This window comes from Kitasatospora purpeofusca, assembly GCF_042691725.1.
GTDB classification, from domain to species: domain Bacteria; phylum Actinomycetota; class Actinomycetes; order Streptomycetales; family Streptomycetaceae; genus Kitasatospora; species Kitasatospora purpeofusca_B.
Genome location: NZ_CP170483.1, coordinates 5,100,365 through 5,126,474 on the forward strand (window position 1 = coordinate 5,100,365; position 26,110 = coordinate 5,126,474).

Here is a 26,110-nt window from a genome sequence, read left to right on the forward strand (position 1 = left end):
GCTCCTCGGGGGGAACGGCGGGGGGTCGGTGGGCGCCCGGGGTCCGGGGTCAGTGGGCCGCCTTGAGCGGCAGCACGGCGCGGATCCGGAAACCGCCGCCGGGGCGCGGCCCGACGTCGAGGCTGCCGCTGACCATGCCGACCCGCTCGCGCATGCCGATCAGGCCGTGCCCCTGGCCGTCGGCGCCGCCCGCGACCAGCTGCTCGTCGGTGCTGCCGCGGCCGTCGTCCTCGATCAGCACGGCCAGCTCGCGCTCGCCGAAGTCGACCGCGACCCGGGCGTGCACGTCGGGGCCGCCGTGCTTGCGGACGTTGGTCAGCGCCTCCTGGACGATCCGGTAGACGGTCAGCTCGACGCCGCGCGGCAGTTCGCGCGGATCGCCCGAGGTGGCGAAGTCCACCTGGAGGCCGGCCGTGCGGACCTGGTCGAGCAGCTCGGGCAGCTCCTCGACGCCCGGCTGCGGCACGTACTCCTCGCCCTTGGTGTCGGCGGTGCGCAGCACGCCGAGCAGCCGGCGCATCTCGACCAGCGCCTGCCGGCCGGTGGAGGCGATGGTGCCCAGCGCCTCCTTGGCCTGCTGGGGCGAGTTGTCCAGTACGTAGGCGGCGCCGTCCGCCTGGACGATCATCACCGAGACGTTGTGCGCGACCACGTCGTGCAGCTCGCGGGCGATCCGGGCGCGCTCGGCGGCGACCGCCACCTTGGCCTGGGCGTCGCGCTCGCGCTCCAGCCGGGACGCGCGGTCCTCCAGCTCCACCAGGTAGGCCCGGCGGACCCGGGTGAGCCGCCCCCACGCCCAGCAGAGGATGAACGGGGTGGTCATCAGCCCGGCGAAGAACAGCGCCTCGGGAACGGAGTACTCGACGTAGCTGATGTCGCCGTCGGGCAGCCGGGTGGCCTTCTGCGGGTGGATCTGCCAGAACACCAGCGGCCCGGCCAGCAGTCCGGCGGCCAGGGCCACCCGGGACGTCCAGGGCCGGCCGAAGGCGGCACCGGTGTAGGCGAACACCAGATAGGCGACGCTGGAGAGCGCCGGGTTGACGCTCAGGGCCACCTGGGTGAGGCCGACCAGGGTCGCGGCGGCCACCGTCAGGTCGGGGAACCGGCGCCGGAAGGCCATCAGCAGCGGCAGCACGACGGCGATGACGACGTCGGCCACGGCGCGCCAGCCCCCGTTGCGGCTGCCCTCCTCCGGCAGCAGGCCGAACACGAGCACCAACGCCGCCCAGGCAGAGTCGACCACCATGGGGTGACGGCGGAGCCAGGCGTTGAGTCGATGCACGGGTCAAGCGTAGGCAGTTGCGGCGTGTCCCCAGGTCCGCCGGGAGAGCGATCCGTCCTACTCCCTAGGTCGGAGAGGCCGGGGTACCGATGCCGTACAGATTGGGCGGGTGCGGACCGGGTGTGTAGCGTCCCGCCCCATGACCTGGATGCGGTGGGCGCCCGCGACCGAGCGCGCCCTCTACGGACCCGACGGCGGTTTCTACCGCAGGCCGGAGGGCCCCGCCGGGCACTTCCGTACCTCGGTGCACGCCTCCGCGCTGTTCGCCCGGGCGGTGGCCCGGCTGCTGCTGGAGGTGGACGCGGCGCTCGGCCGTCCGGAGGAGCTGGCGTTCGTCGACGTCGGGGCCGGGCGGGGCGAGCTGGTCGCCGGGGTGCTGGCGGAGCTGCCGGAGGCGGTGGGGGAGCGGCTGCGGGTGTACGCGGTGGAGCTCGCCGACCGCCCGCCGCTGCCGCCCGCCGCTCCGTCCACAGGGCTGTGGACGGAGCGATGGTGGGACGCGGTGCTGTGGACGGACCGGGTGCCGCGCGGCGCCACCGGCCTGCTGTTCGCCAACGAGTGGCTGGACAACGTGCCGCTGGACACCGGTGAGGTCGGCGAGGACGGGCGGCTGCGCTACCTGGAGGTGGACACCGCGACCGGCGAGGAGCGGCTCGGCGAGCCGGTGGACGCCGCCGACGCCGCCTGGGCCGCCCGCTGGTGGCCGGCCGAACGCCCCGGGGACTTCGCCGAGTTCGGCACCCCCCGGGACGCCGCCTGGGCGCACGCCGTGGCCGGCCTGGACCGCGGCCTGGCCGTCGCCGTCGACTACGGGCACACCGCCGGACGCCGCCCGCCGTTCCCCACCCGCACCGGCTTCCTGGACGGCCGCGAGGTGGCCCCGGTGCCCGACGGCTCCCGTGACGTCACCGCGCACGTCGCGCTGGACGCCGTCGCCGTCCCCGCTCTCCACAGCCTGTGGACGACCCAGCGCGAGGCGCTGCGGGCGCTCGGCGTCAGCGGCGCCCGGCCCGCGCTCGCCCTCGCCTCCACCGACCCGGCCGGCTACCTGCGGGCCCTCGGCGGCGCCGGCGAGGGCGCGGAGCTCACCGACCCGGCCGGCCTCGGCGCGTTCGGCTGGCTCGCGCAGACCGTCCGGATGCCGGTACCGGCGAGCCTGGAGGCACTGCCGGGATGGCAGACTCTCACCCCATGAGGGAGACCACGGTCGGCATCGGGGCGGGAGCCGAGAACTTCACGGACGAGGCGGGCGCCACCGACATGGTGCTCAGCATCGGCCCGCAGCACCCGGCCACCCACGGCGTGCTGCGACTGCGGCTGGTGCTGGACGGCGAGCGCATCGTCAGCGCCGAGCCGGTGATCGGCTACATGCACCGGGGCGCCGAGAAGCTCTTCGAGGCCCGGGACTACCGGCAGATCATCATGCTGGCCAACCGGCACGACTGGCTCTCGGCCTTCTCCAACGAGCTCGGCGTGGTGCTCGGCGTCGAGCGGATGCTGGGCATGGAGGTGCCCGAGCGGGCGGTGTGGATCCGCACCCTGCTCGCCGAGCTGAACCGCGTCCTCAACCACCTGATGTTCCTCGGCTCCTACCCGCTGGAGCTGGGCGGGATCACCCCGATCTTCCATGCCTTCTCCGGCCGCGAGGACCTCCAGCACGTGCTGGAGGAGGCCTCCGGCGGCCGCATGCACTACATGTTCAACCGGGTCGGCGGCCTGAAGGAGGACCTGCCGGCCGGCTGGCTCGGCCGGGTCCGCGCCGCCGTCGGCGTCGTCCGCTCCCAGCTGCCGGTCTTCGAGGACCTGGTGCTGGGCAACGAGATCTTCCGCGCCCGCACCGCCGGGGTCGGCGTCCTCACCAGGGCGCAGGCCGAGGCGTACGGCGTCAGCGGCCCGATCGCGCGGGCCAGCGGCCTGGACTTCGACCTGCGCCGCGACGAGCCCTACCTCGCGTACGGCTCCGAGGAACTGCGGCAGGTGCTGACCGTGGTCACCCGCGAGGAGGGCGACTGCCTGGCCCGCTTCGAGTGCCTGCTGGAGCAGACGGTCAACGCGCTGGACCTCGCCGACGCCTGCCTGGACAAGATCGCCGGGCTCGCCCCCGGGCCGGTCAACCTGCGGCTGCCCAAGGTGCTCAAGGCCCCCGAGGGCAGCACCTACGCCTGGACGGAGAACCCGCTCGGCGTCAACGGCTACTACCTGGTCTCGCGCGGCGACAAGACGCCGTGGCGGCTCAAGCTGCGCTCGGCGTCGTTCAACAACATCCAGGCGCTCACCGAGCTGCTGCCGGGGACTCTGGTCGCCGACATGGTGGCGATCCTCGGCTCGATGTTCTTCGTCGTCGGCGACATCGACAAGTGAGCCGGGCCCGCCGGTGAGGGCGGGCGAGGGGGTGGGGCGGACCCGCCCCCTCGCCGGTAGCTGTCCTTCGCCGCCTGGCTTTCGCTGCCCGGCTTTCGTTGCCGGTCCTTCGTTACCGGTCCTTCGCCTTGTCCTTCTCCGCCTTCGGCTTCTTCGCCGGGTCGGCCGGGTGCGGGGCCACCTTCCGGTCGCCCTTGGTGGCGATCCGCTCCTCGCACAGCCCGGCCAGCACCTGGTACGCGGCCCGGCCCATGAGCTCGGTCAGCTCCGGGCGGTAGCTGACGTAGACCGGGTCGGCGCCCTGGTGGGCGTCCGGGCTGCCGGTGCACCACCAGTGCAGGTCGTGCCCGCCCGGGCCCCAGCCGCGCCGGTCGTACTCGCCGATGGTGACCTGGAGGTAGCGGGTGTCGTCCGGGCGGTCGATCCAGTCGTAGGTGCGGCGCACCGGCAGCTGCCAGCAGACGTCCGGCTTGGTCTCCAGCGGCTCGAGGCCCTCCTTGAGGGCGAGCGCGTGCAGGGCGCAGCCCGCTCCGCCGGCGAAACCGGGGCTGTTCACGAAGATGCAGGCGCCGTTGACCCGGCGGGTCTGGCGGTCGCCGTCCTCGTCGAACATCGTGATGCCGCCGTCGGTCCTGATCCGGCCCTTGGCGTCGGTGCCGTGCGGGTGGTTCTCCCACAGCTCCGGGGTCAGCCGGGCCGCGTGGCCGGTGACGCGCTTCTCGTCGTCCTCGTCCGAGTAGTGCGCGCCCAGCGTGCAGCAGCCGTCGGACTCGCCCCGGCCCTCGCGGATGCCCTGGCAGCCCTGGCCGAAGATGCACGACCAGCGGGAGGTCAGCCAGGTCAGGTCGCAGCGGAAGACCTGCTCCGCGTCGTCCGGGTCGGTGAACTCGACCCAGGCGCGCGGGAAGTCGAGCGGGACCTCGGGGCGGACTTCGGGGCGGAGTTCGGAGCGGAGCACCGGCATCGCGAGGTCGACGGCGGTCGGGCCGCCGGCCTTCGGCTTGGCCTTCCTGCCCTTGGAGGTGTTGCTGTGCTTGGACGTGTCTGCTGCTGCCACTCGGCAAGGGTAGAGCCTTCGCGGGGTGGCGAACCGTCCGTGGCCACGGGGTTTACGGTGAGTTCACCGCGCGGCGGTCGGGCGGCGGGCCGTTCCGGGCTGTTCCGCCCTGTTCCGCCCTGTTCCGGCCCGGGCGGGGGCGGGGGCGCGGTGGGTGCGGGGCGGACGCCCGGTGGGTGCGCGGCCGCCGTGAAGGCCGGGTGAAGGGGCCGTCGGCGGACACCGGGGAGGGGTGGGGCCGGCTCTAGGATGGCGGCCGGTCCAGGACACGGGGAGGTGCCGGGATGGCCGGCGGCGGAAGCGAGTTCGTCATCAAGCCGTGGGAACTGCAGGGCGAGGGGCGGGAGTTCGAGAGGATCTCGGCGGATTTCGGGAAGGCCGCCGGCGCCCTGGAGCAGGGGCTCGCCGCGCTCGGCAGCCCGTGGGGCGCGGACGGGCCGGGCAGCGGGTTCGCCGCCGTCTACCGGGAGGCGCACGGCGGGCTGGTGGGCGGGCTGCGCGGGCTGGCCGGGCGGCTCGGGACGGTCGGCGCGGGCCTGCACGGCATGGCCGAGCGGACCGCCGACACCGACACCTCGGCGGCGAGCGGCTTCGCCGGGGGCGCGGCGGTCGGCCGGGGCACCGCCAAGGACCGGTCGGCCTGACGCCGCCGCGCGCACCGTTCGGGGCCCGGCGGGCGTCCCTCTTGGTGCGGGCCCTTGCGGAGGCCGGGGGAGCGCGGCCCGATCCGAGAACATCCGAGTGACAGGCCCCGCGCCCGTCCGTCGAAGGGGGAAGCGCGTGTCCCGGAAACTGCCCGAGGAACTCGTCCCGGTCCTGGCCCGGACCGGCCACCGGTGGCCGCTGGCCGACGAGGAGGGGCTGCGCAAGGCGGCCGGGCTCTGGCGCGAGTTCGGCAACGAGGCGGACCGGCTGGCCAAGCGCGGCGGTGACGCCGCGCGGCGCGTCACCGGGGACAACTCCGGCCGCGCCGTCGAGGCCTTCGCCGCGTACTGGCAGGGCTTCCGGGGCGGGGGCAAGGGGCACCTGGACGACGCGCACTCCGCGGCCGGGCTGGTCGCCGGCGCCTTCGACGCGGCCGCCCGCGCCGTCGACTCCTGCAAGGCGGACATCGTCGCCGCCCTCAACGAGCTGGCCGCCGAACTGAAGAAGGCGGAGGAGCAGGCCGCCCGGGCCGCCGCCGCGGCCGCTGCGGACGCCTCGGCGCCGGGCGCGAGCGCGGGCGCGGGGACGGGGACGGGGACGGGCGTCGGCGGGGTCTTCGACGCGGTGCGGCAGAGCGTCGACGCCGCCGCCGGGCAGGTCGCCCGGGCGGTGGCGGCCGCCGCCGTCGAGGCCGCCGGGCTGAAGATCGGCGGACTGCTGGAGGAACTCGGCCGGGCGATGAAGGACGGCCTGGGCACCGCGCTGCGGGAGCCGGCCGTGGTCGCGCTGCTGCGCCTGGCGCCGCCCGGTGCCGAGGGCGTGCGGTCGGCCGGGTACCCGGGCGGCGTCGGCGGGGCCTTCGACCCGGTGGCCGCCGGACTGCCCGCCGTCCTCGGCGAGCCGGGGGTGCTCGGCGGCCCCGGCGGAACGGGGCTGGCCGTGGTGCTCGGGCAGGACGGCAAGCCGGTGGTGGGCGTGCCCGGGCTGGCGGTGAAGCTCGACGAGACCGGGCGGCCGGTCCTGGACGAGCACGGTGAGCCGGTCATCGTGCGCGCCGACGGCACCCCGGTGGCGAACGCCGACGGCCTGGTCGTCGTGCCCGGTGCCGACGGTCGGCCGGTGGTCGGGGTGGAGAACCTGGCCGTGAAGCTGGACGAGCACGGGCGGCCGGTCCTGGGCGAGGACGGTCGGCCGGTGCTGACCGGGCAGGACGGCCGGGAGGTCACCGGGGTGCCGCTGGCCGGGGCCGCGGGGGCGGACGGGCGGCACGGGCACGGCGGTGACGGGCCCGGTGTGGATGGTGTGGACGGCGTGGACGGTGACGGCCATGGGCACGGGCACGGGCCCGGTGCGCCCGGCGAGGGCGGGCCGGTGACGGTGGTGGCGGCCGGGGCGGATGTGGTGCTCGGGGCGGGGGCCTCGGGGGTGTTCGGCGTGTCCGGGGGCGGTCCGGGGGCGGAGGGCGACTCGGGGCCCGTGGGCGTGGTGACCGGCCCCGGCCCGGTCGGGCACGGGGCCCGTCCGGGGCCGGAGGGGTATGCGGACGGTCCGGCCGGCGGTGGTGGGGGCGGTGACCGGTCCCCGGCCGGGCCCGGGCCGGTGCCGGTCCACCATGCCGACGGGGGCGGGGGAGGCGGCGGCGGTTCGACCGGCTCGTCCGGGCACGCCCGTGCGGCCGACGACGACTACCTGCTGCCGCCGGCCGCCTCGCCCTCGCCCTCGCCCGCTCCCGCGCTCACGCCGAGCCCGGCGCACGGCGGTGGGGGTGGGGGCGGCGGCGGGTACGTCGCCGCGCCGGTGACCGTGCGCACCGACTCGGTGCTCGCGCCGCCCGTACCCCAGCCCGTCACCGCCTACGACGTCCCGGCTCCGGCTCCGACTCCCGGCCCCGCGCCGGTCCCGGCGGCGGGCGGCTGGGCGGTCGCGCCCCACGCCGCCGCCCACCCCGGTTCCTTTGCCGCGCCGTTCACCGCACCGCCGGGTGCGGGTGGCGGCGGGGCGGTCGGTCCGGGACCGCTGGCCGTGGGGGCGACGCCGGGCGCGTCCGGCGCGCACGGCCCGGCCCCGTTCGGCAGCGGGATCGGCGCGGGCACCCCGGTCGGCCCCGCGCCGACCACCCCCGCTCCCGCGCCCGGCAGCCCGGCCCCTCGCGCGGTCGCCGGGGCCGCCGGTGCCGCGCACCCGGCCGTCGTCCCGATCGGCGGCCCGGTGCCGCTGCCCGTCCCCCCGCCGCCGGCGGCTCCGCCGACGGCCGGTCCCGGTGCGGGCACGGCTCCCGCGCCGGTGCCCGCACCCCTCCCCGGAACCGGACCCGGCCCCGCGCCCGGGCGGTCCGAGGACCATGCCGACGGCCGACACCCGCACCGCCCCCGTCCGGACGGCCCGGCCGCCGATGCCCAGTCCGGCCTCGTCTGGGGCGTGGTGCCGGTGGCCACCGCGCACGCGACCGCCCTGCACCTGGCGATGCGCGCGCTGCGCGGGGAGGGCGCCGCGGGCGCGCCCGTCGTCCGGCTGCGGACCATCGCCGACAGCCGTCCGACCGGCCTGCCCGGCGGGCTCGGCCCGGTCGATCCGGAGCACCAGCGCGAACTCGAACGCCGGGCGCCCCGGGACGCCGACGGCCTGCCCGTGCGCCATCCCGACCCGGCGGCCGGGGGCTGGACCGAGGTGGTCAACGACGGCGGGTACCGCGCACCGGGGCGGGCCAACAACAGCCTGGAGATCGCGCTCTCCGCCGTCGACACCTTCACCGGTCGGCCGACCTGCGCGGCCCCGCGCATCCCCACCGAGGGCGACGCGGGCGAACGCGGCGGCCGCGACCGCGCCGAACGCGAACTCGGCGCGCCGTTCCGCGACCTCGGCGACGGTGAGCAGGCCTTCGCCCGCCTGGCGGGCGAGCTGCGCCGGGCCGGCCACGGCGCCCAGGCGGTGCTGCTCACCCTGGACGGCTTCGGCCGCCCGCACGCCTGGAACGCGGTGAACCACCGGGACACCGTGACCTACCTCGACCACCAGGCGGGCCGCCAGGACCCCGCCCCGCTCCACCCCGCCGACCACGGCCTCTGGGCCATCGCCCTCACCCCCGAAGGCCGCCCCCTCGACCTGCTCACCCCCACCCCATGACCCCCGCGACCACCCCCGCCGCCCCGCCGTCTTCGTGCGCCGAAGGCCCAAGGGCTATCGACGGCCGGCGCACCGTCCTGGTCGACGATGTGGTCCGCTCCGGCGGCCAACTGCTCCACATGGCGCGCATCCTGAGGATCGTGGGCGGACCGGTCGCCCATGCGCTGTGCGTCCTGGAACGCCCGCTCGGCGGCCGGGCGCTGCTGGCCGACCACCGTGTCACCCTGCACTCGTTGCTCACCGAGGCCGACCTACCGGTGTCGCGGTCGGGCGGTGCTGTGTGAAGCGGGCCGTGCTGTTCGACGGTCGTCACCCTGCGAAGCCGCGAACAAGTCAACTGGCTGCTGCCGCAGGACATCCTCGATCAGCTGGAGGACAACTCCGGGCGATCTCGACCCCGGAGCCGCTACTGTTGGTGTCGCAGTCGCAGCGCACCGTTGCGTCGCTGTCGGCTGCGCCACTTCAGAGCGACGGATACCGGAGTCATGGTCCACACCGTGGGGGCGCGAGCTATCTGCGCCGAGCTGGAGAACTGAGAACCACTCAGTCCTCGTTCTCGGCCCGGCTCGGCGTGTGATCACCCCACACCTCTCCGCGACTCTTCCGTGAGGGCCCTACCGCCATGCGCTCGACGCAGATCCGCTCCACCTTCCTGGACTTCTTCACCTCGCGCGGCCACCGCCACGTCCCGTCCAGCCCGCTCATCCCCTCCGACCCGACCCTGCTGCTGGCCAACGCCGGCATGAACCAGTTCAAGCCCTACTTCCTGGGCGAGGTCATCCCGGAGTACCCCCGCGCCACCACGATCCAGAAGTGCGCCCGCACCTCCGACATCGACAACGTCGGCCGCACCAACCGGCACGCCACGTTCTTCGAGATGATGGGCAACTTCTCCTTCGGCGACTACTTCAAGGCCGACGCCATCGCCTACGCCTGGGAACTCCTCACCCAGGGCTACAACCTGGAGAAGGACCGCCTCTGGATCACCGTCCACCAGGACGACGACGAGGCCGAACAGCTCTGGCGCCGGATCGGCGTCCCGGCCGAGCGCATCCAGCGCCTCGGCGCGGACAACTTCTGGGACATGGGCGTCCCCGGCCCCTGCGGCCCCTCCTCCGAGCTCAACTACGACCGGGGCCCGGCCTTCGGGCGCGAGGGCGGCCCGGCCGTCGACGGCGAACGGTACGTCGAGATCTGGAACCTCGTCTTCATGCAGTCCATGCGCGGCGAGGGCGACGACAACGGCACCTTCCCGATCCTCGGCGACCTCGCCCAGCAGAGCATCGACACCGGCCTCGGCCTCGACCGCCTTGCCGCGATCCTCCAGGACGTCGAGAACGTCTGCAGCACCGACCTCCTCCTGCCCACCCTCACCACCGTCCAGGAACTCGCCGGCCGCGACTACCCCGGCAACGGGGAGGAGAAGGTCTCCTTCCAGGTCGTCGCCGAACACGCCCGCTCCATCGCCTACCTCATCGCCGACGGCGTCCTGCCCGCCAAGGACGGCCGCGGCTACGTCCTGCGCCGCCTGATGCGCCGGGCGATCCGCCACGCCCGCGTCCTGGGCATCGACCAGCCCGTCCTCGCCCCGGCCACGGCCGGCGTCATCGCCAACCTCGGCGACGTCTGGCCCGAACTCCACCACCAGGCCAGCCTCATCGAGCAGGTCGTCACCGCCGAGGAGGAGTCCTTCACCCGCACCCTCACCCAGGGCACCCGGCTGCTCAACGCCGCCGTCACCCGCAGCCGCGAGAGCCGCACCGAACACGGCGGCAAGGCCCTCCTCGCCGCCGCCGTCACCCGCAGCCTTCACGAGACCGGAACCCACGCGAGTCGGATCCTCACCTCAGCCGCCCGCATGGTCGGCGGCGGAGCCGGAGGCAAGGGAGCCGTCGCGAGCGCCGGTGGTCGCCGAGTCGAAGTCCTCGATGCGGCCCTCGCAAGCGCCGTCCAGGAGGCCGCCCGGATCCTCGCCCGGTAGCAGCACCGCGACCGACGGCTGCACCCTGTGGGCGCGTCCCCGGTCCGGGACGCGCCCACAGCCCTTCTGCGAGGTTCCGGTCCCCTCGGCGATGGGCCGGCCACAAAGTCCGGGACCGCCCGGTCGGAGGGGCGAGGCGCCGAACCGATGTCGCGTCGGGGGAGGATGTCGTGACGGTGTCGGGGGCTCAGCCTGCGGAAAGGGCTTTCAGAAGCACGACACTCTCGTAGTTGGTCACATCCCACCGCCACCTGCCGATCGGCACGTACCCGCGTCGGCAGTACCAGCCGACGAGGTCGGCGGCCTCGGCCGACGTATCGATGGCGACTTGGGTTGAACCGAGTGCGACGACCCGTTGCTCCGCGAGTACCAACAAGCGTTGCCCAAGGCCCGTGCCCCGATGGCGGGGATGCACCGCCAGTTGCCAGAACGACCCCGCGCCCCGCGGGGCCGGGTACCCGTCCGGAGCCTGGTACGGAGCCGCCACGGTGACGGTTCCCACCAGCTCGTTCCCCTCCAGGGCCACCCAGCACTCACCCCTCCCCACCCGGGTGGCCGTGTCCTGCGCCGACTGGTGTGAAGCAAGGAAGACCCGCCCTGCGGAAGCGTGATCGGAGTAGGCGCGGTGCAGCAGGCGGGTCAGCTCCTCGACGGAGTCACCCTCGGCGAACGGCCGCACGGCAACTGGTTCACGGCCGCCAGGCGATGTGGACATACGGGCTGATGGCCTGCTCACATGATGAAGTGTCGGCCAAGCCGTGGCCTACCGCCTCCTGATCGGCGGGGCTCCCTCCCTCCCCCGTGGTGCGGGACCGGGCGTCGTAAGCCTTGTGGGGAGGAGCGCGAGTTCGGTTCCCCTGTCCTGCGCCCCCGGCCATCAGGGCGGGCGATGGCCCGGACCGCGGCTGCGGCCGGGGCTGGGCAGGCCGCGTGGTGGTGGCGGGTGGCGGGTCGGTGCAGAGTGGGGCAGCGCCGGGCGGGGCCGGGCGCGAGGAATCGGAGGTGGCCGCGGTGGCGGTGACGAGGGCGGCGGCGATCGAGGCGGCGCACCGGTGGATCAACGGGGACCTGCCGACGGCGCGTGCCCGGCGGGTCCGGGCGCACGAGTTCGAGCTGGGCTGGGTGGTCTGGGCCGAGCCGCCGCCGGTCCACGTGGATCCGCTGACCGGGGAACGCCGGGCACCCGAGGAGATCGGGGCGGCCTGCGCCGTGGTGGACCGGACGGACGGCCGGTTCACCGTCTGGCCGTCCGTGCCGGTGCCCGAGGTGGTCCGGCTGTACCGGGACTTCGTCGGCGCCGGCGGGTACGACCCCACCCGGCCGCCCGCGACCGGCCGCGGCACCCGGGCCGAGCTGACCTACCGTGACGCGGCGGGCGGGCGACGGGTCCTGGCCCTGCGGTCGGCGCCCGGCCTGCCGCACCCGGCGCTGCGCGGCTGGTGGTGGCTGCGCGAGCGGGGCGTCCGGCCCGAGGAGGTGCTCGCCGTCCGCACCGACCTGCGGCTGAGCGCCCTGCCGGGCGGCTACTGGGCGTACGCGCTGGCGGCCGAACTCCCCGGTGTGCGCCTCGACTTCGACCTGCCGTACGGCCCGCGCTCCGACCACCGGGCGGCGGCCGTCCGCGCGCTGCCGCAGGAGCAGGGCGCCGGGCCGGTCCGCAACCGGGTGCCGTTCCCGCGCGCCGTCCCGCCCGGGCAGGCCGAGGAGGAGCGCCCGCTCGCGCAGCGGCTGACCGCACGGTTCGGGCCGGACGGCGTCCGGCGGTTCGCCGCCGCGGACGTCGCGCGCGCCGACCTGCCGGCGCAGGACGCCCGGGTGCTGCTGACGGCCGGCGTGCCGACGCGCGTCGACGGCTACTTCGCCCTGCACGACCCGCGCCCGGACCCCGTCCTCGGCGGCACGCCCGACGGCGGCCCCCGTCCGCCCGCGCTGCTCCCGCCGGTGGCCGACCACCTGGCGGCGGCGGGCCGCGGCACCCGGGTGGCCGAGCGGGAGCGCCGGGCGCTCGCCCCGCAGGTGGTGCTCGGCACGGACGGCTGGGCGCTGATCACCCTGGACACCGCCTGCGGCGCCGTCCGCGCCGTCGACCCCGACTACGCCACGGCCCGCCACTGCAACGCCTCGCTCACCGCCTTCGTGAGCTCCCTCGCCCTGTTCGCCGGCTGGCTGCCGGGCCTGCGCGGGCTCGACCCGGAGGCCGCCGGGGCGGCCGTCGCCGAACTGCAGCGCGCCCTCGCGGCGGTCGACCCGGAGGTCTTCGCCGACCCGGAGAACTGGTGGGCGGTGGTCGTCGAGCAGCTCTGGGACGGCCTGCTCTGAAACGGCCCGCCCCATCGACCCCCCACCTCCTGGGTGAACGCCGGAACAACACCGTCCGAATGCCGTTCGAACGACCCCGCCGATCCCGGCCCCAGGCGCCCGCCGGAGCCGCGATCAGCGCCCGGACCAGCACGAACACCGGCACGACCGGTCTCCTTCGGCGCCGGATCGCGTAGCGTGGAGAGTTATGCGACTCGGTGTGCTCGATGTAGGTTCCAACACGGTCCACTTCCTCGTGGTGGACGCCCATCCGGGCGCCGCCCCCCTGCCCGCCTACTCCCACAAGGCCGAGCTGCGGCTCGCCGAACTCCTCGACGAGCAGGGCGCGATCAGTGAGACCGGCGTCGAGCGGCTGATCGGCATGGTCGCCTCCTCGCTGCGGGTCGCCGAGGACAAGGGTGTGGTCGACATACTGCCCTTCGCGACCTCCGCCGTGCGCGAGGCCGCCAACGGCGAGGCGGTGCTGCGCCGGGTCGCCGAGGAGACCGGCGTCGAGCTGCGGGTGCTCTCCGGTCAGGACGAGGCCCGGCTGACCTTCCTGGCGGTCCGTCGCTGGTTCGGCTGGTCCTCCGGCCGGCTGCTCAACCTGGACATCGGCGGCGGCTCGCTGGAGATCGCCTGCGGCCTGGACGAGCAGCCCGACGCGGCCTGCTCGCTGCCGCTCGGCGCCGGCCGGCTGACCGCCCGCTGGCTGCCCGGCGACGTCGCCGACCCCGAGCAGCTGCGCGGCCTCAGGCGGCACATCCGCGCCGAGATCGCCACCGTCGTCGGCGAGATCTCCCGCCTCGGGGCGCCGGACCACGCCGTCGCCACCTCCAAGACCTTCAAGCAGCTCGCCCGGATGACCGGAGCCGCCCCGGCCGACGCCGGCCCGTACGCGGACCGCCGGCTCACCCGCAACAACCTCGCCGCCTGGCTTCCCCGGCTCTCCGCGATGACCGTCGCCGAACGGGCGCAGATCCCCGGTGTCTCCGAGGGCCGCGCCAAGCAGCTGCTGGCGGGCGCGCTGGTCGCCGACGCCGCGATGGACCTGTTCGGCCTCGACGAGCTGGACGTCTGTCCCTGGGCGCTGCGCGAGGGGATCATCCTGCGCCGCCTGGACGCCATGGACAGCGCCGCCGACCGCCGCCGGCCCGCCCTCACCCCCTGACGGACGGCGTCCGGGACGGCCGGGCGGGCACTGATCCGCTCCCCGTTCCGGGCGCGGTCCGCTTACGCTGTCTCCCGTGGCGCAACCAGCGGACGAGGACGGAACGCGGGAGGGCCGCGCTCCCGAGGACGGGCAGCCGCGGCCGGCCGCCCCGCGCCGTACCGGGCACGACGCCCCGCGCCGCACCGACCGGGACCCCGCCGCCGGACCGTCCGCCGACCGGACCCCGGATCCGGCCCCTGGCCCGCCCCCGAAGAAGGCGGCCGAGCAGGCAGGGCAGGCCGAGCAGAGTGGGAAGGCCGGGAAGGCCGAGCAACAACCCGAACAACCCGAACAGCCCGCCTCCGCCCCCCGCCCCGCCCGCCCCCGCAAGCTCACCAAGGCCGCCCGCGAGGCCGCCGGCGGCGTCGCCGAGAAGGCGGCCCGGAAGGCCGCCACCCGAGCGGCGGGCAGGACAGCGGGCAGGACGCCGGCCAGGACCACGGCCGCCGACGCCCCCGACCAGGCCGGGGCCGGGACGCCCGGCAAGGCCGGGGCCCCCGCCGCCCAGCCCGCCCGCGGCCCCGGCACCGCAGCCCGGGCGGCCGGCGCCGCCAAGGCCGCCGTCCAGTCGGTGAAGTCCGTCAAGGCCGCCCGCCAGGCCGCCGCCCGCCCCCCGCTGCTGCGCACCACCGACCGCCTGGTGCTGCCCGCCCACCCGGCCCTGCACATCCCGGACACCAAGGTCGCCCTGTCCACCGCCTCGGTCTACCCGGCCAACACCGCGATCGCCTTCGAGCTGGCCGCCAAGCTCGGCTACGACGGCGTCGAGGTGATGGTCTGGAACGACCCGGTCAGCCAGGACATCGAAGCGCTGCGCCGCCTCTCCGACGCCCACGGCATGCCGATCCTCGCCGTGCACGCGCCGTGCCTGCTGATCACCCAGCGGGTGTGGACCACCGACCCGTGGACCAAGCTGGTCCGCGCCCGGGCGGCGGCCGAGAAGCTCGGCGCGAGCGCGGTCGTCGTCCACCCGCCGTTCCGCTGGCAGCGCCAGTACGCCCGCGAGTTCGTCGAGGGCATCCACCGGATGGCGGGGGAGAGCGACGTGCGCTTCGCCGTCGAGAACATGTACCCGTGGCGCTACAAGGACCGCGAGATGCTGGCGTACGCGCCGGGCTGGGACGTCACCGACGAGGAGTACCGGCACTTCACCATCGACCTGTCGCACGTCGCCACCTCGCGGGTGGACGCCTTCGCGATGGTCGACCGGATGGGGGACCGCCTCGCGCACATCCACCTGGCGGACGGCTCGGGCTCCGGCAAGGACGAGCACCTCATCCCGGGCCGCGGCAAGCAGCCCTGCGCCGAGCTGCTGGAGCACCTCGCCCGGACCGGGTTCGACGGCCACGTGGTGCTGGAGGTCAACACCCGCCGGGCCGCGTCGCCCGCCGAACGCGAGGCCGATCTCGCCGAGGCGCTGGCCTTTACCCGCTTGCACCTGGCCACCCCCGCACGCGTACCCTGACGGCATACGAACTGCCGTACTCAGGGGGAGACATGGCGGAGCTGAACGGAACCGGAACCGGAACCAGGCCCAGCAGCGACTTCCGCGAGCTCGCGGAGTCCTTCGGCGGGGTGGCGGCGGAGTACGACCGGGCGAGGCCGTCGTACCCGGGGGAGCTGTTCGACGAGGTGGAGCGGCTGGCGGGCCGGGGCCTCAAGGGCGCGCGGGTGCTGGACGTCGGCGCGGGCACCGGGATCTCGACCCGGCTGCTGGCCGCCCGGGGCGCGGACGTGGTCGCGGTGGAGCCGAGCGCGGGCATGGCGGCCCAGTTCCTGGCCGGCAGCCCGGGCCTGGCGCTGGTCCGGGGCAGCGGCGACGAGCTGCCGTTCCACGACGACTCGGCCGACTTCGTCACCTACGCCCAGGCCTTCCACTGGACCACCCCCGAGCGCTCGGTCCCCGAGGCGATCCGGGTCCTGCGGCCCGGCGGGGCCCTCGCCGCCTTCTGGAACGTGAAGGACAGCGGCGTCGCCTGGGTGCGGGCGATGGGCGAGCGGCTCGCCGCCGCGCTGCCCGAGACCTACCACGGCTACGGCGCCGTCCACGAGTTCGCCTCCCACCTCGCCCCGTACGGGCTGCGGACCGGGAACGCCGTGCTCCACTGGGAGCGCCGGGTCAGCATCGACCACCTGATCACCGACCTCTCCTCGCGCTCCTACCTCGCCGCGCTCACCCCGCAGCGGCGCGAGCCGCTGCTGGCCGTCGAGCGCGGGGCGCTGCTGGCGGAGTTCCCGGACGGCTGGGTGATCGAGCCGTACGTGCTGCACCTCACCGTGGCCGTCACCCCGGCCTGACCGGGGGCCGGCCGGTCGCGGTCACCCCCGGCTGACCGCATCGCGGACGCGGCGTCCGCCGCCCGGACGGCGGGCGTAGGCTCGACGGACACCGCGGCCCCGCACCCTCCGAACGACCGGGGCCGCCAGCCAGCCTCCGAAGGAGTGGAGCACAGTGCCCGAGCTGAGGTCCCGTACGGTCACCCACGGTCGCAACATGGCAGGCGCCCGGGCGCTTCTCCGGGCGGCCGGCGTAGCCCGCGAGGACTTCGGCAAGCCGATCATCGCGGTCGCCAACTCCTTCACCGAGTTCGTCCCCGGGCACACCCACCTCCAGCCGGTCGGCCGGATCGTCTCCGAGGCGATCAAGGAGGCGGGCGGCATCCCCCGCGAGTTCAACACCATCGCGGTCGACGACGGCATCGCGATGGGCCACGGCGGCATGCTCTACTCGCTGCCCTCGCGCGACCTGATCGCCGACTCGGTCGAGTACATGGTCAACGCGCACTGCGCCGACGCGCTGATCTGCATCTCCAACTGCGACAAGATCACCCCCGGCATGCTGATGGCCGCGCTGCGCCTGAACATCCCGACGGTCTTCGTCTCCGGCGGCCCGATGGAGGCCGGCAAGGCCACCCTGGTCGACGGCACCGTGCGCAAGCTCGACCTGGTCGACGCGATCTCCCAGGCGGTCAACGAGAACGTCTCCGACGAGGACATCGCGATCATCGAGGAGAACGCCTGTCCGACCTGCGGCTCCTGCTCGGGCATGTTCACCGCCAACTCGATGAACTGCCTCACCGAGGCGATCGGCCTCTCGCTGCCCGGCAACGGCTCCGTCCTCGCCACCCACACCGCCCGCCGCGCCCTCTACGAGCGGGCCGGCCGCACCGTCGTCGAGATCACGAACCGCCACTACGGCCAGGACGACCCCTCCGTGCTGCCCCGCGCGATCGCCACCCGCGCGGCCTTCGAGAACGCCATGGCCCTCGACATCGCCATGGGCGGCTCGACCAACACCATCCTCCACCTGCTGGCCGCCGCCCAGGAGGCCGAGCTGGACTTCGACATGCGGGCCATCGACGCGGTCTCCCGCAGGGTGCCCTGCCTCTCCAAGGTCGCGCCCAACGGCTCGTACTACATGGAGGACGTGCACCGGGCCGGCGGCATCCCCGCCATCCTCGGCGAGCTGTACCGCGGCGGACTGCTCAACGAGGACGTGCACACCGTGCACACCGACTCGCTCGCCGAGTGGCTGAAGACCTGGGACGTCCGCGGCGGTTCGCCGTCCGCCGAGGCCGTCGAGCTGTGGCACGCCGCCCCCGGCTGCGTCCGCTCCGCGGAGGCCTTCTCGCAGTCCGAGCGCTGGGAGTCGCTGGACACCGACGGCGCCAAGGGCTGCATCCGCAGCGTCGAGCACGCCTACTCCGTCGAGGGCGGCCTCGCCGTGCTGTACGGCAACCTCGCCGAGGACGGCTGCATCGTGAAGACCGCCGGCGTCGACGAGTCGATCTGGACGTTCAGCGGCCCGGCCGTCGTCGTCGAGTCCCAGGAGGACGCGGTCGAGGCGATCCTCGCCAAGCGGGTCAAGGAGGGCGACGTCGTCGTCATCCGCTACGAGGGCCCCAAGGGCGGCCCCGGCATGCAGGAGATGCTCTACCCGACCTCCTTCCTCAAGGGCCGCGGCCTCGGCAAGGCCTGCGCGCTGGTCACCGACGGCCGCTTCTCCGGCGGCACCTCGGGCCTGTCCATCGGCCACGCCTCCCCGGAGGCCGCGTCCGGCGGCACCATCGCGCTGGTCGAGGACGGCGACACCATCGCCATCGACATCCCGGGCCGGCGGATCTCGCTGGAGGTGCCCGCCGAGGTCCTGGACGAGCGCCGCCGCGCGCTGGAGGCCGCCGGCGGCTATCGGCCGAAGAACCGCGAGCGCCAGGTCAGCCAGGCCCTGCGCGCGTACGCCGCGATGGCCACCTCCGCCGACAAGGGCGCCGTCCGGGACGTCGGCAAGCTCGGCTGACCGGGCCTGCCGCCACCGGGCCTGCCGCCACCGGCGCCACGAGGCCGCCACCGGCGCCACGAGGAGCCGTCCCGTTCACCGGGACGGCTCCTCCGCCGTTCCCGCCCGCCTGGGATACTCGGAGCCGTGACCCAGGAACCCAGCACCCCCGCCCAGCCCGCCGGCGCCCCCGAGCCGGAGCCGATCCGCTGGTTCGGCACCAGCTGGGTCGAGCGCGGCGGCGACTACCGGCTCCGCCGCGTCCTCGTCCCCGTCGGCGCCCTGCTCTGCGCCGCGGCGGCCGCCCTCGTGCTGCGCTTCGCCGTCGACGGCATCCGGGTGGCCGACAACGGCGGGTTCCTCAACGGGCTGCTGGTCGCCGCCGTCGGGATCTCCTCGCTGCTCGCCGCGCTGCGCACCTGGAAGCTGCTCGCCGAGGGCAAGGAGAACCTGACCGGCTGGATGGCCGAGGAGAAGTCGCTCGGCGTGGTCTGGATCATCGGCGGGGTCGGCGCCCTGCTCGCCTACTTCGTCCGCAGCCTGCGCGAGGCCCCGGGCGAGGCCGTCCGGCGCGCCCGCTACCAGCGGGAGCTCGACCGCCACGAGCGCCGGCAGGCGGGCCGCAGCGGGCGGCCCGGCGCCAGGACGCCGGGCCGCCGGGCCGGGCGCAGGCGCTGAGCCGCCGCCCGGGGTGGTGCGTCAGCTGCGGGTGAGCGTCCCGCAGCTGTCGTCCGGCCGCAGCTGCCGGGTGCGGTCGTACGGGTCCTCGGCCGGTCCGGACGGGTTCGGGTCCGGGGCCTGGGCCGCGGCGAACTGGTCGAACTGCGGGTGGAAGTAGCCGTCGGCGGCGCCGCACTCGCTGTTGCCGAACTCGGACCGGCTGTCCTCGAAGTAGAGCTTGCCCTTCTCGACGTCGAACTTCGCCGGGTCGTAGAAGCGGAAGGTGTCCACCCGGCGCACGATGGTGCGCGCCGTCCAGGTGTCCCCGGCCACGTCGGCCGCCGGGGTGAGCAGGCCGACCGGCTTCACCACGCCGTCCCCCGCGCCGGGGCGGGTCGGCGCCGGGCTGCCCGAGGGCTTCGGCGCCTGCGTGGGCTTCGACGCCATGGCGCGCTTGGCGGCGTCCGGGCCGGGCCGCAGCGGGTAGACGTAGGTGAAGTCGGTGTGCACCAGGACGCCGCGCTTGCCGTCGCCCTCGACGCTGATCCACCCCTGGACCCGGTAGGTGTCACCGACCGGGACGGCGTCGCGCGCGTCGAAGCGGCTGAACCAGCTGGTCGCGTCGTCCTCGGCGGAGGGCTTGGCGAGCGCCTGCTCGGCCGCCGCCCGGGTTTCGGAGCCGAGCATGGCCAGGGCCGCCTCCGGGCGGGCGCCGGCCACCGCCTTCGGGTCGAGGTTGGCCGCGGCCAGGTACGCCTTGACCAGCTCGACCTGGCCGGCGACCTGCTGGGCGGAGAACACCCCGATGGCGGGCGGCGCGCCGTCCTTGGGCTCGAACACCGTGAGGTCGGTGGGCCAGCCCTCGGCGGGGGAGCCGGCCCACGGGCGGTCGACGGTCGGCTGCTTCGGGTCGGTGGTCGGCGGCGCGGCGGTCGGCGGGCCCGTCTCCGGGGCGACGGTCGGCACGGGGGAGGAGACGGCGGCCGGGCCGCCGGAGCCGTCGCCGAAGCGCGTCGAGTACCAGGACCGCAGCCCGTCGATGTTCAGCGCGGCGAGCACCAGGGCGACGGCCAGCACCACGAACAGCGGCGTGCGCCACTCCACGGAGCGCCGCGGCCGCGAGGTGCCCCAGGCGTCCACCGGCCGGCCCTTGCGGGCGAACCGCTTCTTCGGCGGCGGTCCGTCGTTCACCGAGCGGCGGCCGCCCGGGTCGACCGGCGGGGTGTGCTTCCACTGGGCGGCGAGCATCCGGGTACGGCCCGCCTGCTCCTTGACGGAGGCACCCTGGACGAACTCCTCGTCGAGGACGAGGTCGGCGAACGGGTCCTTCCCGTCCGGTCCGGACGGGGCGGTCCCGTCCGGTTCCCGGCCCTCGGACGGGCGCGGTTCTGGGTCTTCGGCGATCGGCATCGCGCCAGTATGCCGACGGGGGGTGACAGGTGTTCGATCGGGGCCACACCGTCCGGTGAACTCGCCGACGGTGTGTACTGATCGGCCCGGTTTGTCCTCCTGGCGCGCCCGCGTTCCGCCCTCCGGTCAGCCCTTGTCGCGGGCCTGCTTCACCGAACCGACCACCCCCGCGACGGTCAGCACCATGGCCGCCGGCAGCAGTGAGAGGAGGAGCGCGCCGAACAGCCCCTCGTCCCCGATGAACAGCTGCGCCAGGGTGTTCAGCACCAGCATCCCGCCGGCCGCCGGCAGCGCCGCCTGCCAGGGGTGCCCGTTCGCCCAGCGCTGCAGCCGCCGGTCGCCGGACTCCCGGCGCAGCCGGCCGCCGACCGCGCCGACCAGGAAGAAGAAGAACAGGCCCCAGCCGACCGGACCGGCCAGCATGCTCGACGACCAGTCCCCGTCGATCAGATCGATCGCCAGGTCCGTCGCCCCCACCACCGCACCGACTCCCGCGGCCGTGCGCCACGGCCCCAAGGTCGCCGCGGCGACGGCGACCTGCCGGTTCTCACGTCGGGACATCTCTCCGTGTGCCATGACTCCACGGTGCTCCCGCGTCCACCCCCGGGCCATAGGGGAGAACCCGGAGTTTCGCCCTAAGGGGCGTGTCTGACCATTCGCGCCCGCGGGCCGTCCCGGCCGCCCGCAGAGTGGACGCTGCCGCCGGTGGCGGGCGCGCGGTGCGAGGATGGCCGCGGTACCGGAACGCGGCACCGGAGGCAAGGAGCGGCCATGACCAGCAGCGCGGCGCACGGACAGAAGATCGCCTTCCTCGGCACGGGCAAGATCGGGGAGGCCCTGCTCTCCGGTCTGCTGCGGGCCGGCAAGGACCCGGGGGACGTCCTGGTGACCGCCCGCCGCCCGGAGCGGGCCGCCGAACTGGCCGGCCGGTACGGGGTCGGCGTGGTGGCCAACACCGAGGCCGCCAAGCTCGCCGACACCCTGATCCTCGCGGTGAAGCCACAGGACATGGGCACCCTGCTGGACGAGCTGGCACCGCACGTCGCCCCGGAGCGGCTGGTGATCTCGGCGGCGGCCGGCATCCCCACCGCCTGGTTCGAGGCCCGGCTGGCGGCCGGCACCCCGGTGGTCCGGGTGATGCCGAACACGCCGGTCCTGGTCGACGAGGGCATGAGCGTCATCTCCGGCGGCTCGCACGCCACCGAGGCGCACCTGGAGCGGGCGGAGGAGATCTTCCGCTCGGTCGGCAAGGCGCTGCGGCTGCCCGAGTCCCAGCAGGACGCGGCGACCGCGCTCTCCGGCTCCGGCCCGGCGTACTTCTACTTCCTGGTCGAGGCGATGACCGACGCGGGCATCCTGCTCGGCCTGCCCCGGCAGGTGGCGCACGACCTCATCGTGCAGTCGGCGATCGGCGCCTCGGTGATGCTGCGGGACTCCGGCGAGCACCCGGTGAAGCTGCGCGAGGCGGTCACCTCGCCGGCCGGCACCACCATCGCGGCCATCCGCGAGCTGGAGAACCACGGGGTGCGGGCGGCCCTGCTGGGCGCCCTGGAGGCGGCCCGGGACCGTTCCCGGGAGCTGGCCTCCGGCGGCAAGTGACCGCCGCGGCCGGGCCGATAGGGTCGAACGCATGACCTACGAACTGGTGATCTTCGACAACGACGGTGTCCTGGTGGACAGCGAGCCGCTCTCCAACCGACTGTTGGCCGAGTACCTCACCGAGCTGGGCTACCCCACCACGATCGAGGACTCCTACCGGGACTTCATGGGCACCGCCGCCCACAAGGTGCACGACGTGATCGCCGAGCGGTACGACGGCGCACGGCTCCCGGAGGGCTTCGACGACGACTACCACGGCCGGATCTTCGACGCCTTCGCCACCGACCTCGCGGCCGTCCGGGGCGCGGACGCGCTGCTGAAGGAGCTCCAGCGGCGCTCGGTGCCCTACTGCCTGGCCTCCTCCGCCCACCACAGCTGGATCCGCTCCGCGCTGGACGCCGCAGGCCTGCGCGGCCACATCGCGCAGGAGCGGATCTTCAGCGCCCAGGACGTCGGCGTGGGCAAGCCCGCGCCGGACCTCTTCCTGCACGCGGCCCGCACCCTGGGCGTCGACCCGGCGGCCTGCCTGGTGCTGGAGGACAGCCCCAACGGGGTGCTCGCCGCCCGCGCGGCCGGCATGGACGTCTACGGCTACACCGCGCTGACCGACCCGGCGAAGCTGACCGCGGCCGGCGCCACCGGCCTGATCGCCGACCTGGCCGAGGTCCCCGCGCTGCTGGGTCGCTGAGCCCCGCACGTTCCCGTCGTGCGCACCCCCTCCCGCGATCGCCCGGCTGCCCCTACGCTCTCGCCTCACCACCGCCGTACCGGCCAGTAGCGAGGTGCATGTGCGAACCGAGGGCGCCGACAACGCCGATCGTGCCGGGAGCCCGGCGATCACGCCCGGGCTCCGGGCCGGCCGGGCCGCGCTGGCCGCGAGCTTCCTGCTCCAGGGCGTCACCTTCGCCCTGCTGGTCACCTGCATCCCGGAGATCCAGGACCGGTACGGACTGAGTGACGCGCTGCTGCCGCTCTTCCTGGCCGCCGTGCCGGTCCTGGCCGGGGTGGGGTCGATCGCCTCCGAGCGGATCGTCCGCCGCACCGGCGCGCGGGCCGTGCTGCGGGTGGTCCAGCCGGCCGTCTGCGCCACCCTCGCCGCCGTCGGCCTCGGCGACGCGCTGTGGCAACTGGCGCTCGCCCTGGGCGCCTTCGGTCTGCTGGTCGGCGCGCTGGACGCCAGTATGAACATGCTCGGGGTCGGCCTCCAGCACCGCTACGGCCGCTCCGTGCTGCTCGGCTTCCACGCCGCCTTCAGCCTCGGCGGCATCCTCGGCGCGGCCGCCGCCGGCCTCGGCGCGCACGGCGACCTCGGCCTGCCGGCGCTGTTCGCGGCGGCGGCCGCGGTGATCGCCCCGCTCGCCCTGCTGGCCGGCACCTTCCCCAGGCCTTCGGCCGGGAGGACCCCCGGCGCCGGACCCGCCGAACTCGACGACGCCGTCCGGGAGGCCGCCGAGGCCGCCGCCCGGACGATCCCCTGGCGCCCGCTGCTGCCGCTCTGCCTGGCGATGGCCTTCGCGTACATCGCCGACGCCTCGGTCTCCAACTACAGCGTCAAGTACCTGACCGACGGACTGGACAGCCCCGAGGACGTCGCCAAGCTCTCCTACCTCGGCTACATGGTGGCGATGCTGCTCGGCCGGGCGCTCGGCGACCGCGCCGTGCAGCGCTGGGGCGCCGTCCCGGTGGTGCGCGGCGGCGCCGCGCTGGCCGCGCTCGGCTTCGCGGTGGCCGCCGCCGCGCCGGGCGCCTGGGCCGGGATCGCCGGGTTCACCGTGCTCGGCCTCGGGATCTGCGCGATCATCCCGCAGGTCTTCGCGGCCGGCGGGCGGCTCTTCCCGGCCGACTCGGACGCCGCCGTGGCCCGGCTCAACCTCTTCAACTACGTGGGTTTCCTGATCGGTTCGCCGCTGGTGGGTGCCCTGGCCGACGCGAGCTCGTACCGCTGGGCGCTGCTCGCGCCGATGCTCCTGGTGCTCGCCGTCCTCCCGCTCGCCGACCGCTTCACCCCCGCCCCGGCGGTGTCCGCCCCCGCCCGGACGGCGGTCCGGGGCCAGGTCTGACCCACCCGTACGACCAGCGTTCAAGGACCCGTTGCCGGGGCGGGCCGCCCCCACCCACTACGGTGGACGCCATGCCCGAAGCCGAGCGTGACACCTCCTGCGGCCTGCACCTCTTCTGGGACGAGGCGGTCACCGCCTACGACTTCGGCCCAGGCCACCCGATGGACCCGGCCCGGCTGGCGCTCACCATGCGGCTGGTGGAGGACCTCGGCCTCGCCGCCGGACCGGGTGTCACCGTCCGGTCCGCGCCGCCCGCCGGCGAGTCCACGCTCCGCCTGGTGCACACCGCCGAGTACGTCGAGGCGGTCAAGTACGCGGCCGACCACCCCGAGCGGCAGGACGCGCGGCACGGCCTCGGCACCGACGACAACTGGTCCTTCCCCGCCGTCCACTCCGCCTCCGCGCTGATCGCCGGCCAGTCCGTCGCCGCCGCCGAGGCCGTCTGGCGCGGCGAGACCCCGCACGCGGTCAACTTCGCCGGCGGGCTGCACCACGCCATGCCCGACCGCGCCTCCGGCTTCTGCGTCTACAACGACCCGGCCCTCGCCATCGCCCGGCTGCTCGAACTCGGCGCCGAGCGGATCGCCTACGTCGACGTCGACGTCCACCACGGCGACGGCGTCCAGGAGGCCTTCTGGAACGACCCCCGGGTGCTCACCGTCTCCCTGCACGAACACCCCGCCACCCTCTTCCCGCAGACCGGCTGGGCCACCGAGACCGGCGGCCCCGGCGCCGAGGGCTCGGCCGTCAACCTCCCGCTGCCGGCCGGCACCGGCGACACCGGCTGGCTGCGCGCCTTCCACGCCCTGGTGCCCGAGCTGCTCGCCGCCTTCCGCCCGCAGGTCATGGTCACCCAGCACGGCGCCGACACCCACCTCGAGGACCCGCTCGCCCACCTCGCGGTCACCGTGGACGCCCAGCGGGCCATCGCCCAGGAACTGCACGCGCTGGCCCACGAGCACGCCGACGGCCGCTGGATCGCCCTCGGCGGGGGCGGCTACGCCGTCGTCGACGTCGTCCCGCGGACCTGGACCCACCTGGTCGCCACCGCGGCCGGCCGCCCCGTCGACCCGGCCACCGAGACCCCGGAGTCCTGGCGCGCCGAGGTCTACCGGCGCACCCGCCGCCCGGCCCCGCTGCGGATGACCGACGGTGCCCGTCCGGTCTGGCGCGACTTCGAGGCGGGATACGATCCGGCGGACCGCCTCGACCAGGCGATCCTGGCCACCCGCCGCGCCGTCCTGCCGCACCACGGCCTGATGCCCTGACCCGGGCGGCCGAATCGGTGCCACCGCTTGTGAAGACCTGGTGCCCGGTCGCGTTCCGTGCGCACGCCCCCTAGTGCAGACCGCCGATCGGCTACGTACTGCAACGGACTTATCCCTCACCGTACGAGGACTGCGCTTCTCCCTCTTCCCACTGGTACCACCCATAACTACTCTGGGGATACACGTGTGCCGGTGGAGTCACCGGAGGGGAAGCCGGTGCCTTGCACACGGGTAAGGGTCGGGTGATGGTCATGAGTTCCGGCGAACGCCCCTTGCAGGACGTCGTCTTCCTGACCGTGGCCGAGGTGGCCGCGGTCATGCGGGTCTCCAAGATGACGGTCTACCGGTTGGTGCACAGCGGTGAGCTGCCCGCCATCCGGGTCGGCCGCTCGTTCCGGGTGCCCCAGCAGGCAGTGCACGAGTACCTCAAGGAGTCCTACGTGCGGCTCGAGAGCGCGTAGGCGGGCCGGCCGGGTACGGGGTTCACCACGGTGGGCCCCGTATCCGTTCGCCCCGGATTTGCCTTGAGTTCGCCCGCCTCGGGGAGCGCGATTACGGCCCTGGGCGTGTGGAATGTAGGCTAGGCCCTCCGTCAGTCGTATGGACTCCGTCTCTCACGGGCGAGAGTCTCAGTGAGCGAGGGTTGTTCCGTGGGCTCTGTCATCAAGAAGCGTCGCAAGCGTATGGCCAAGAAGAAGCACCGCAAGCTTCTCAAGCGCACGCGCGTTCAGCGTCGCAACAAGAAGTAAGCGTCCCCGGCCGCGCCTTGCGCGCCCAGCGCTTCGCACCGCCCGCCCAGGCCCTCGTGGCCGGGGCGGGCGGTGTCGTTTCCCGGCCCGCCGCGGCGGCGCGGTACGGTGCACGCAGGTCTCCCGGG

General features: G+C 75.0%; 22 protein-coding genes and 1 pseudogene. 18 read left to right on the forward strand and 5 right to left on the reverse strand.

The features are described 5' to 3' along the window. Window positions 1-49 precede the first annotated feature (49 nt). Entirely contained in the window at window positions 50-1,282 is a 1,233-nt protein-coding gene (locus ACFCLZ_RS21755) for a sensor histidine kinase (protein WP_380278428.1), read from the reverse strand. A gap of 139 nt (window positions 1,283-1,421) precedes the next feature. Between ACFCLZ_RS21755 and ACFCLZ_RS21760 the strand changes: the two genes are divergently transcribed. Together ACFCLZ_RS21760 and ACFCLZ_RS21765 are read left to right on the forward strand one after the other, a co-directional pair. Beyond that, window positions 1,422-2,477 (forward strand): SAM-dependent methyltransferase, encoded by a 1,056-nt coding sequence (locus ACFCLZ_RS21760; RefSeq protein ID WP_380278430.1) that lies wholly within the window; start codon window positions 1,422-1,424, stop codon window positions 2,475-2,477. Continuing rightward, complete coding sequence (locus tag ACFCLZ_RS21765; RefSeq protein ID WP_380278432.1) at window positions 2,474-3,643, forward strand: NADH-quinone oxidoreductase subunit D; 1,170 nt, start codon at window positions 2,474-2,476, stop codon at window positions 3,641-3,643. The genes ACFCLZ_RS21760 and ACFCLZ_RS21765 overlap by 4 nt, the downstream gene beginning before the upstream one ends. A 112-nt stretch (window positions 3,644-3,755) precedes the next feature. Here the strand turns inward: ACFCLZ_RS21765 and ACFCLZ_RS21770 are convergent, their stop codons facing one another. Beyond that, the gene (locus ACFCLZ_RS21770) at window positions 3,756-4,607 is read right to left on the reverse strand and encodes a hypothetical protein (protein ID WP_380286234.1); all 852 of its coding nucleotides are present in this window, start codon (window positions 4,605-4,607) and stop codon (window positions 3,756-3,758) included. 377 nt (window positions 4,608-4,984) lie between these two features. On the opposite strand from ACFCLZ_RS21770, the gene ACFCLZ_RS21775 reads away from it, so the two are divergent. From ACFCLZ_RS21775 to ACFCLZ_RS21790, 4 genes are all read left to right on the forward strand, one after another. Beyond that, on the forward strand, window positions 4,985-5,344 hold the full coding sequence (locus ACFCLZ_RS21775; RefSeq protein WP_380278434.1) for a hypothetical protein: 360 nt from the start codon (window positions 4,985-4,987) through the stop codon (window positions 5,342-5,344). A 136-nt stretch (window positions 5,345-5,480) separates the two neighbouring features. Then, the gene (locus tag ACFCLZ_RS21780) at window positions 5,481-8,468 is read left to right on the forward strand and encodes a toxin glutamine deamidase domain-containing protein (RefSeq protein WP_380278436.1); all 2,988 of its coding nucleotides are present in this window, start codon (window positions 5,481-5,483) and stop codon (window positions 8,466-8,468) included. After that, window positions 8,465-8,752, forward strand: a complete 288-nt coding sequence (locus tag ACFCLZ_RS21785) for a phosphoribosyltransferase family protein (RefSeq protein ID WP_380278438.1) — start codon at window positions 8,465-8,467, stop codon at window positions 8,750-8,752. Before ACFCLZ_RS21780 ends, ACFCLZ_RS21785 begins: the two co-directional genes overlap by 4 nt. A 338-nt stretch (window positions 8,753-9,090) precedes the next feature. Next, window positions 9,091-10,449, forward strand: a complete 1,359-nt coding sequence (locus ACFCLZ_RS21790) for an alanine--tRNA ligase-related protein (RefSeq protein WP_380278440.1) — start codon at window positions 9,091-9,093, stop codon at window positions 10,447-10,449. A 187-nt stretch (window positions 10,450-10,636) separates the two neighbouring features. On the opposite strand, the gene ACFCLZ_RS21795 is transcribed toward ACFCLZ_RS21790, so the two are convergent. After that, window positions 10,637-11,128: a GNAT family N-acetyltransferase gene (locus ACFCLZ_RS21795; RefSeq protein WP_380278442.1), complete on the reverse strand. Its 492-nt coding sequence runs from the start codon at window positions 11,126-11,128 to the stop codon at window positions 10,637-10,639. A gap of 332 nt (window positions 11,129-11,460) precedes the next feature. Between ACFCLZ_RS21795 and ACFCLZ_RS21800 the strand changes: the two genes are divergently transcribed. From ACFCLZ_RS21800 to ACFCLZ_RS21825, 6 genes and pseudogenes are all read left to right on the forward strand, one after another. Then, window positions 11,461-12,768, forward strand: a complete 1,308-nt coding sequence (locus ACFCLZ_RS21800) for an SUKH-4 family immunity protein (RefSeq protein WP_380278444.1) — start codon at window positions 11,461-11,463, stop codon at window positions 12,766-12,768. A gap of 187 nt (window positions 12,769-12,955) precedes the next feature. Then, window positions 12,956-13,918 (forward strand): Ppx/GppA family phosphatase, encoded by a 963-nt coding sequence (locus ACFCLZ_RS21805; RefSeq protein ID WP_380278446.1) that lies wholly within the window; start codon window positions 12,956-12,958, stop codon window positions 13,916-13,918. A gap of 679 nt (window positions 13,919-14,597) precedes the next feature. Beyond that, entirely contained in the window at window positions 14,598-15,425 is an 828-nt protein-coding gene (locus ACFCLZ_RS21810) for a sugar phosphate isomerase/epimerase family protein (protein ID WP_380286235.1), read from the forward strand. Between the two features lie 32 nt (window positions 15,426-15,457). Further along, a pseudogene (locus tag ACFCLZ_RS21815) lies at window positions 15,458-15,844 on the forward strand (class I SAM-dependent methyltransferase); the annotation flags it as partial. Between the two features lie 568 nt (window positions 15,845-16,412). Further along, window positions 16,413-18,257: a dihydroxy-acid dehydratase gene (gene ilvD / locus ACFCLZ_RS21820; protein ID WP_380278448.1), complete on the forward strand. Its 1,845-nt coding sequence runs from the start codon at window positions 16,413-16,415 to the stop codon at window positions 18,255-18,257. 126 nt (window positions 18,258-18,383) lie between these two features. Continuing rightward, entirely contained in the window at window positions 18,384-18,914 is a 531-nt protein-coding gene (locus ACFCLZ_RS21825) for a hypothetical protein (protein ID WP_380278450.1), read from the forward strand. 21 nt (window positions 18,915-18,935) lie between these two features. Here the strand turns inward: ACFCLZ_RS21825 and ACFCLZ_RS21830 are convergent, their stop codons facing one another. Further along, on the reverse strand, window positions 18,936-20,306 hold the full coding sequence (locus tag ACFCLZ_RS21830) for a hypothetical protein (RefSeq protein WP_380278452.1): 1,371 nt from the start codon (window positions 20,304-20,306) through the stop codon (window positions 18,936-18,938). A 126-nt stretch (window positions 20,307-20,432) separates the two neighbouring features. Then, a complete protein-coding gene (locus tag ACFCLZ_RS21835) occupies window positions 20,433-20,867 on the reverse strand; it encodes a hypothetical protein (protein WP_380278454.1) in 435 nt (144 codons plus the stop codon). 210 nt (window positions 20,868-21,077) lie between these two features. On the opposite strand from ACFCLZ_RS21835, the gene proC reads away from it, so the two are divergent. From proC to ACFCLZ_RS21865, 6 genes are all read left to right on the forward strand, one after another. Beyond that, a complete protein-coding gene (gene proC, locus ACFCLZ_RS21840; RefSeq protein WP_380278456.1) occupies window positions 21,078-21,905 on the forward strand; it encodes a pyrroline-5-carboxylate reductase in 828 nt (275 codons plus the stop codon). A 31-nt stretch (window positions 21,906-21,936) separates the two neighbouring features. After that, window positions 21,937-22,593, forward strand: coding sequence for an HAD family hydrolase (locus ACFCLZ_RS21845; protein ID WP_380278458.1), 657 nt, complete (start codon window positions 21,937-21,939; stop codon window positions 22,591-22,593). Window positions 22,594-22,693: 100 nt separating this feature from the next. Further along, on the forward strand, window positions 22,694-23,965 hold the full coding sequence (locus ACFCLZ_RS21850; RefSeq protein WP_380278460.1) for an MFS transporter: 1,272 nt from the start codon (window positions 22,694-22,696) through the stop codon (window positions 23,963-23,965). 71 nt (window positions 23,966-24,036) lie between these two features. Further along, window positions 24,037-25,233, forward strand: a complete 1,197-nt coding sequence (locus tag ACFCLZ_RS21855) for an acetoin utilization protein AcuC (RefSeq protein WP_380278461.1) — start codon at window positions 24,037-24,039, stop codon at window positions 25,231-25,233. A gap of 251 nt (window positions 25,234-25,484) precedes the next feature. Further along, window positions 25,485-25,694 carry a helix-turn-helix domain-containing protein gene (locus ACFCLZ_RS21860; protein WP_045937940.1) on the forward strand — a complete coding sequence of 70 codons (210 nt, stop codon included), beginning with the start codon at window positions 25,485-25,487 and terminating at the stop codon, window positions 25,692-25,694. A 189-nt stretch (window positions 25,695-25,883) separates the two neighbouring features. Beyond that, window positions 25,884-25,982: a 30S ribosomal protein bS22 gene (locus ACFCLZ_RS21865; RefSeq protein ID WP_003948845.1), complete on the forward strand. Its 99-nt coding sequence runs from the start codon at window positions 25,884-25,886 to the stop codon at window positions 25,980-25,982. Window positions 25,983-26,110: the final 128 nt, after the last annotated feature.

What these genes read in the sequence shown, in the direction of transcription:
- ACFCLZ_RS21790 (WP_380278440.1), top strand. Translation starts at nt 9,091, where the DNA reads ATGCGCTCGACGCAGATCCGCTCCACCTTCCTGGACTTCTTCACCTCG.
- proC (WP_380278456.1), top strand. Translation starts at nt 21,078, where the DNA reads ATGACCAGCAGCGCGGCGCACGGACAGAAGATCGCCTTCCTCGGCACG.
- ACFCLZ_RS21760 (WP_380278430.1), top strand. Translation starts at nt 1,422, where the DNA reads ATGACCTGGATGCGGTGGGCGCCCGCGACCGAGCGCGCCCTCTACGGA.
- ACFCLZ_RS21805 (WP_380278446.1), top strand. Translation starts at nt 12,956, where the DNA reads ATGCGACTCGGTGTGCTCGATGTAGGTTCCAACACGGTCCACTTCCTC.
- ACFCLZ_RS21845 (WP_380278458.1), top strand. Translation starts at nt 21,937, where the DNA reads ATGACCTACGAACTGGTGATCTTCGACAACGACGGTGTCCTGGTGGAC.
- ACFCLZ_RS21830 (WP_380278452.1), bottom strand. Translation starts at nt 20,306, where the DNA reads ATGCCGATCGCCGAAGACCCAGAACCGCGCCCGTCCGAGGGCCGGGAA.
- ACFCLZ_RS21775 (WP_380278434.1), top strand. Translation starts at nt 4,985, where the DNA reads ATGGCCGGCGGCGGAAGCGAGTTCGTCATCAAGCCGTGGGAACTGCAG.
- ACFCLZ_RS21855 (WP_380278461.1), top strand. Translation starts at nt 24,037, where the DNA reads ATGCCCGAAGCCGAGCGTGACACCTCCTGCGGCCTGCACCTCTTCTGG.
- ACFCLZ_RS21765 (WP_380278432.1), top strand. Translation starts at nt 2,474, where the DNA reads ATGAGGGAGACCACGGTCGGCATCGGGGCGGGAGCCGAGAACTTCACG.
- ACFCLZ_RS21785 (WP_380278438.1), top strand. Translation starts at nt 8,465, where the DNA reads ATGACCCCCGCGACCACCCCCGCCGCCCCGCCGTCTTCGTGCGCCGAA.
- ACFCLZ_RS21770 (WP_380286234.1), bottom strand. Translation starts at nt 4,607, where the DNA reads ATGCCGGTGCTCCGCTCCGAACTCCGCCCCGAAGTCCGCCCCGAGGTC.
- ACFCLZ_RS21835 (WP_380278454.1), bottom strand. Translation starts at nt 20,867, where the DNA reads ATGTCCCGACGTGAGAACCGGCAGGTCGCCGTCGCCGCGGCGACCTTG.
- ACFCLZ_RS21860 (WP_045937940.1), top strand. Translation starts at nt 25,485, where the DNA reads ATGAGTTCCGGCGAACGCCCCTTGCAGGACGTCGTCTTCCTGACCGTG.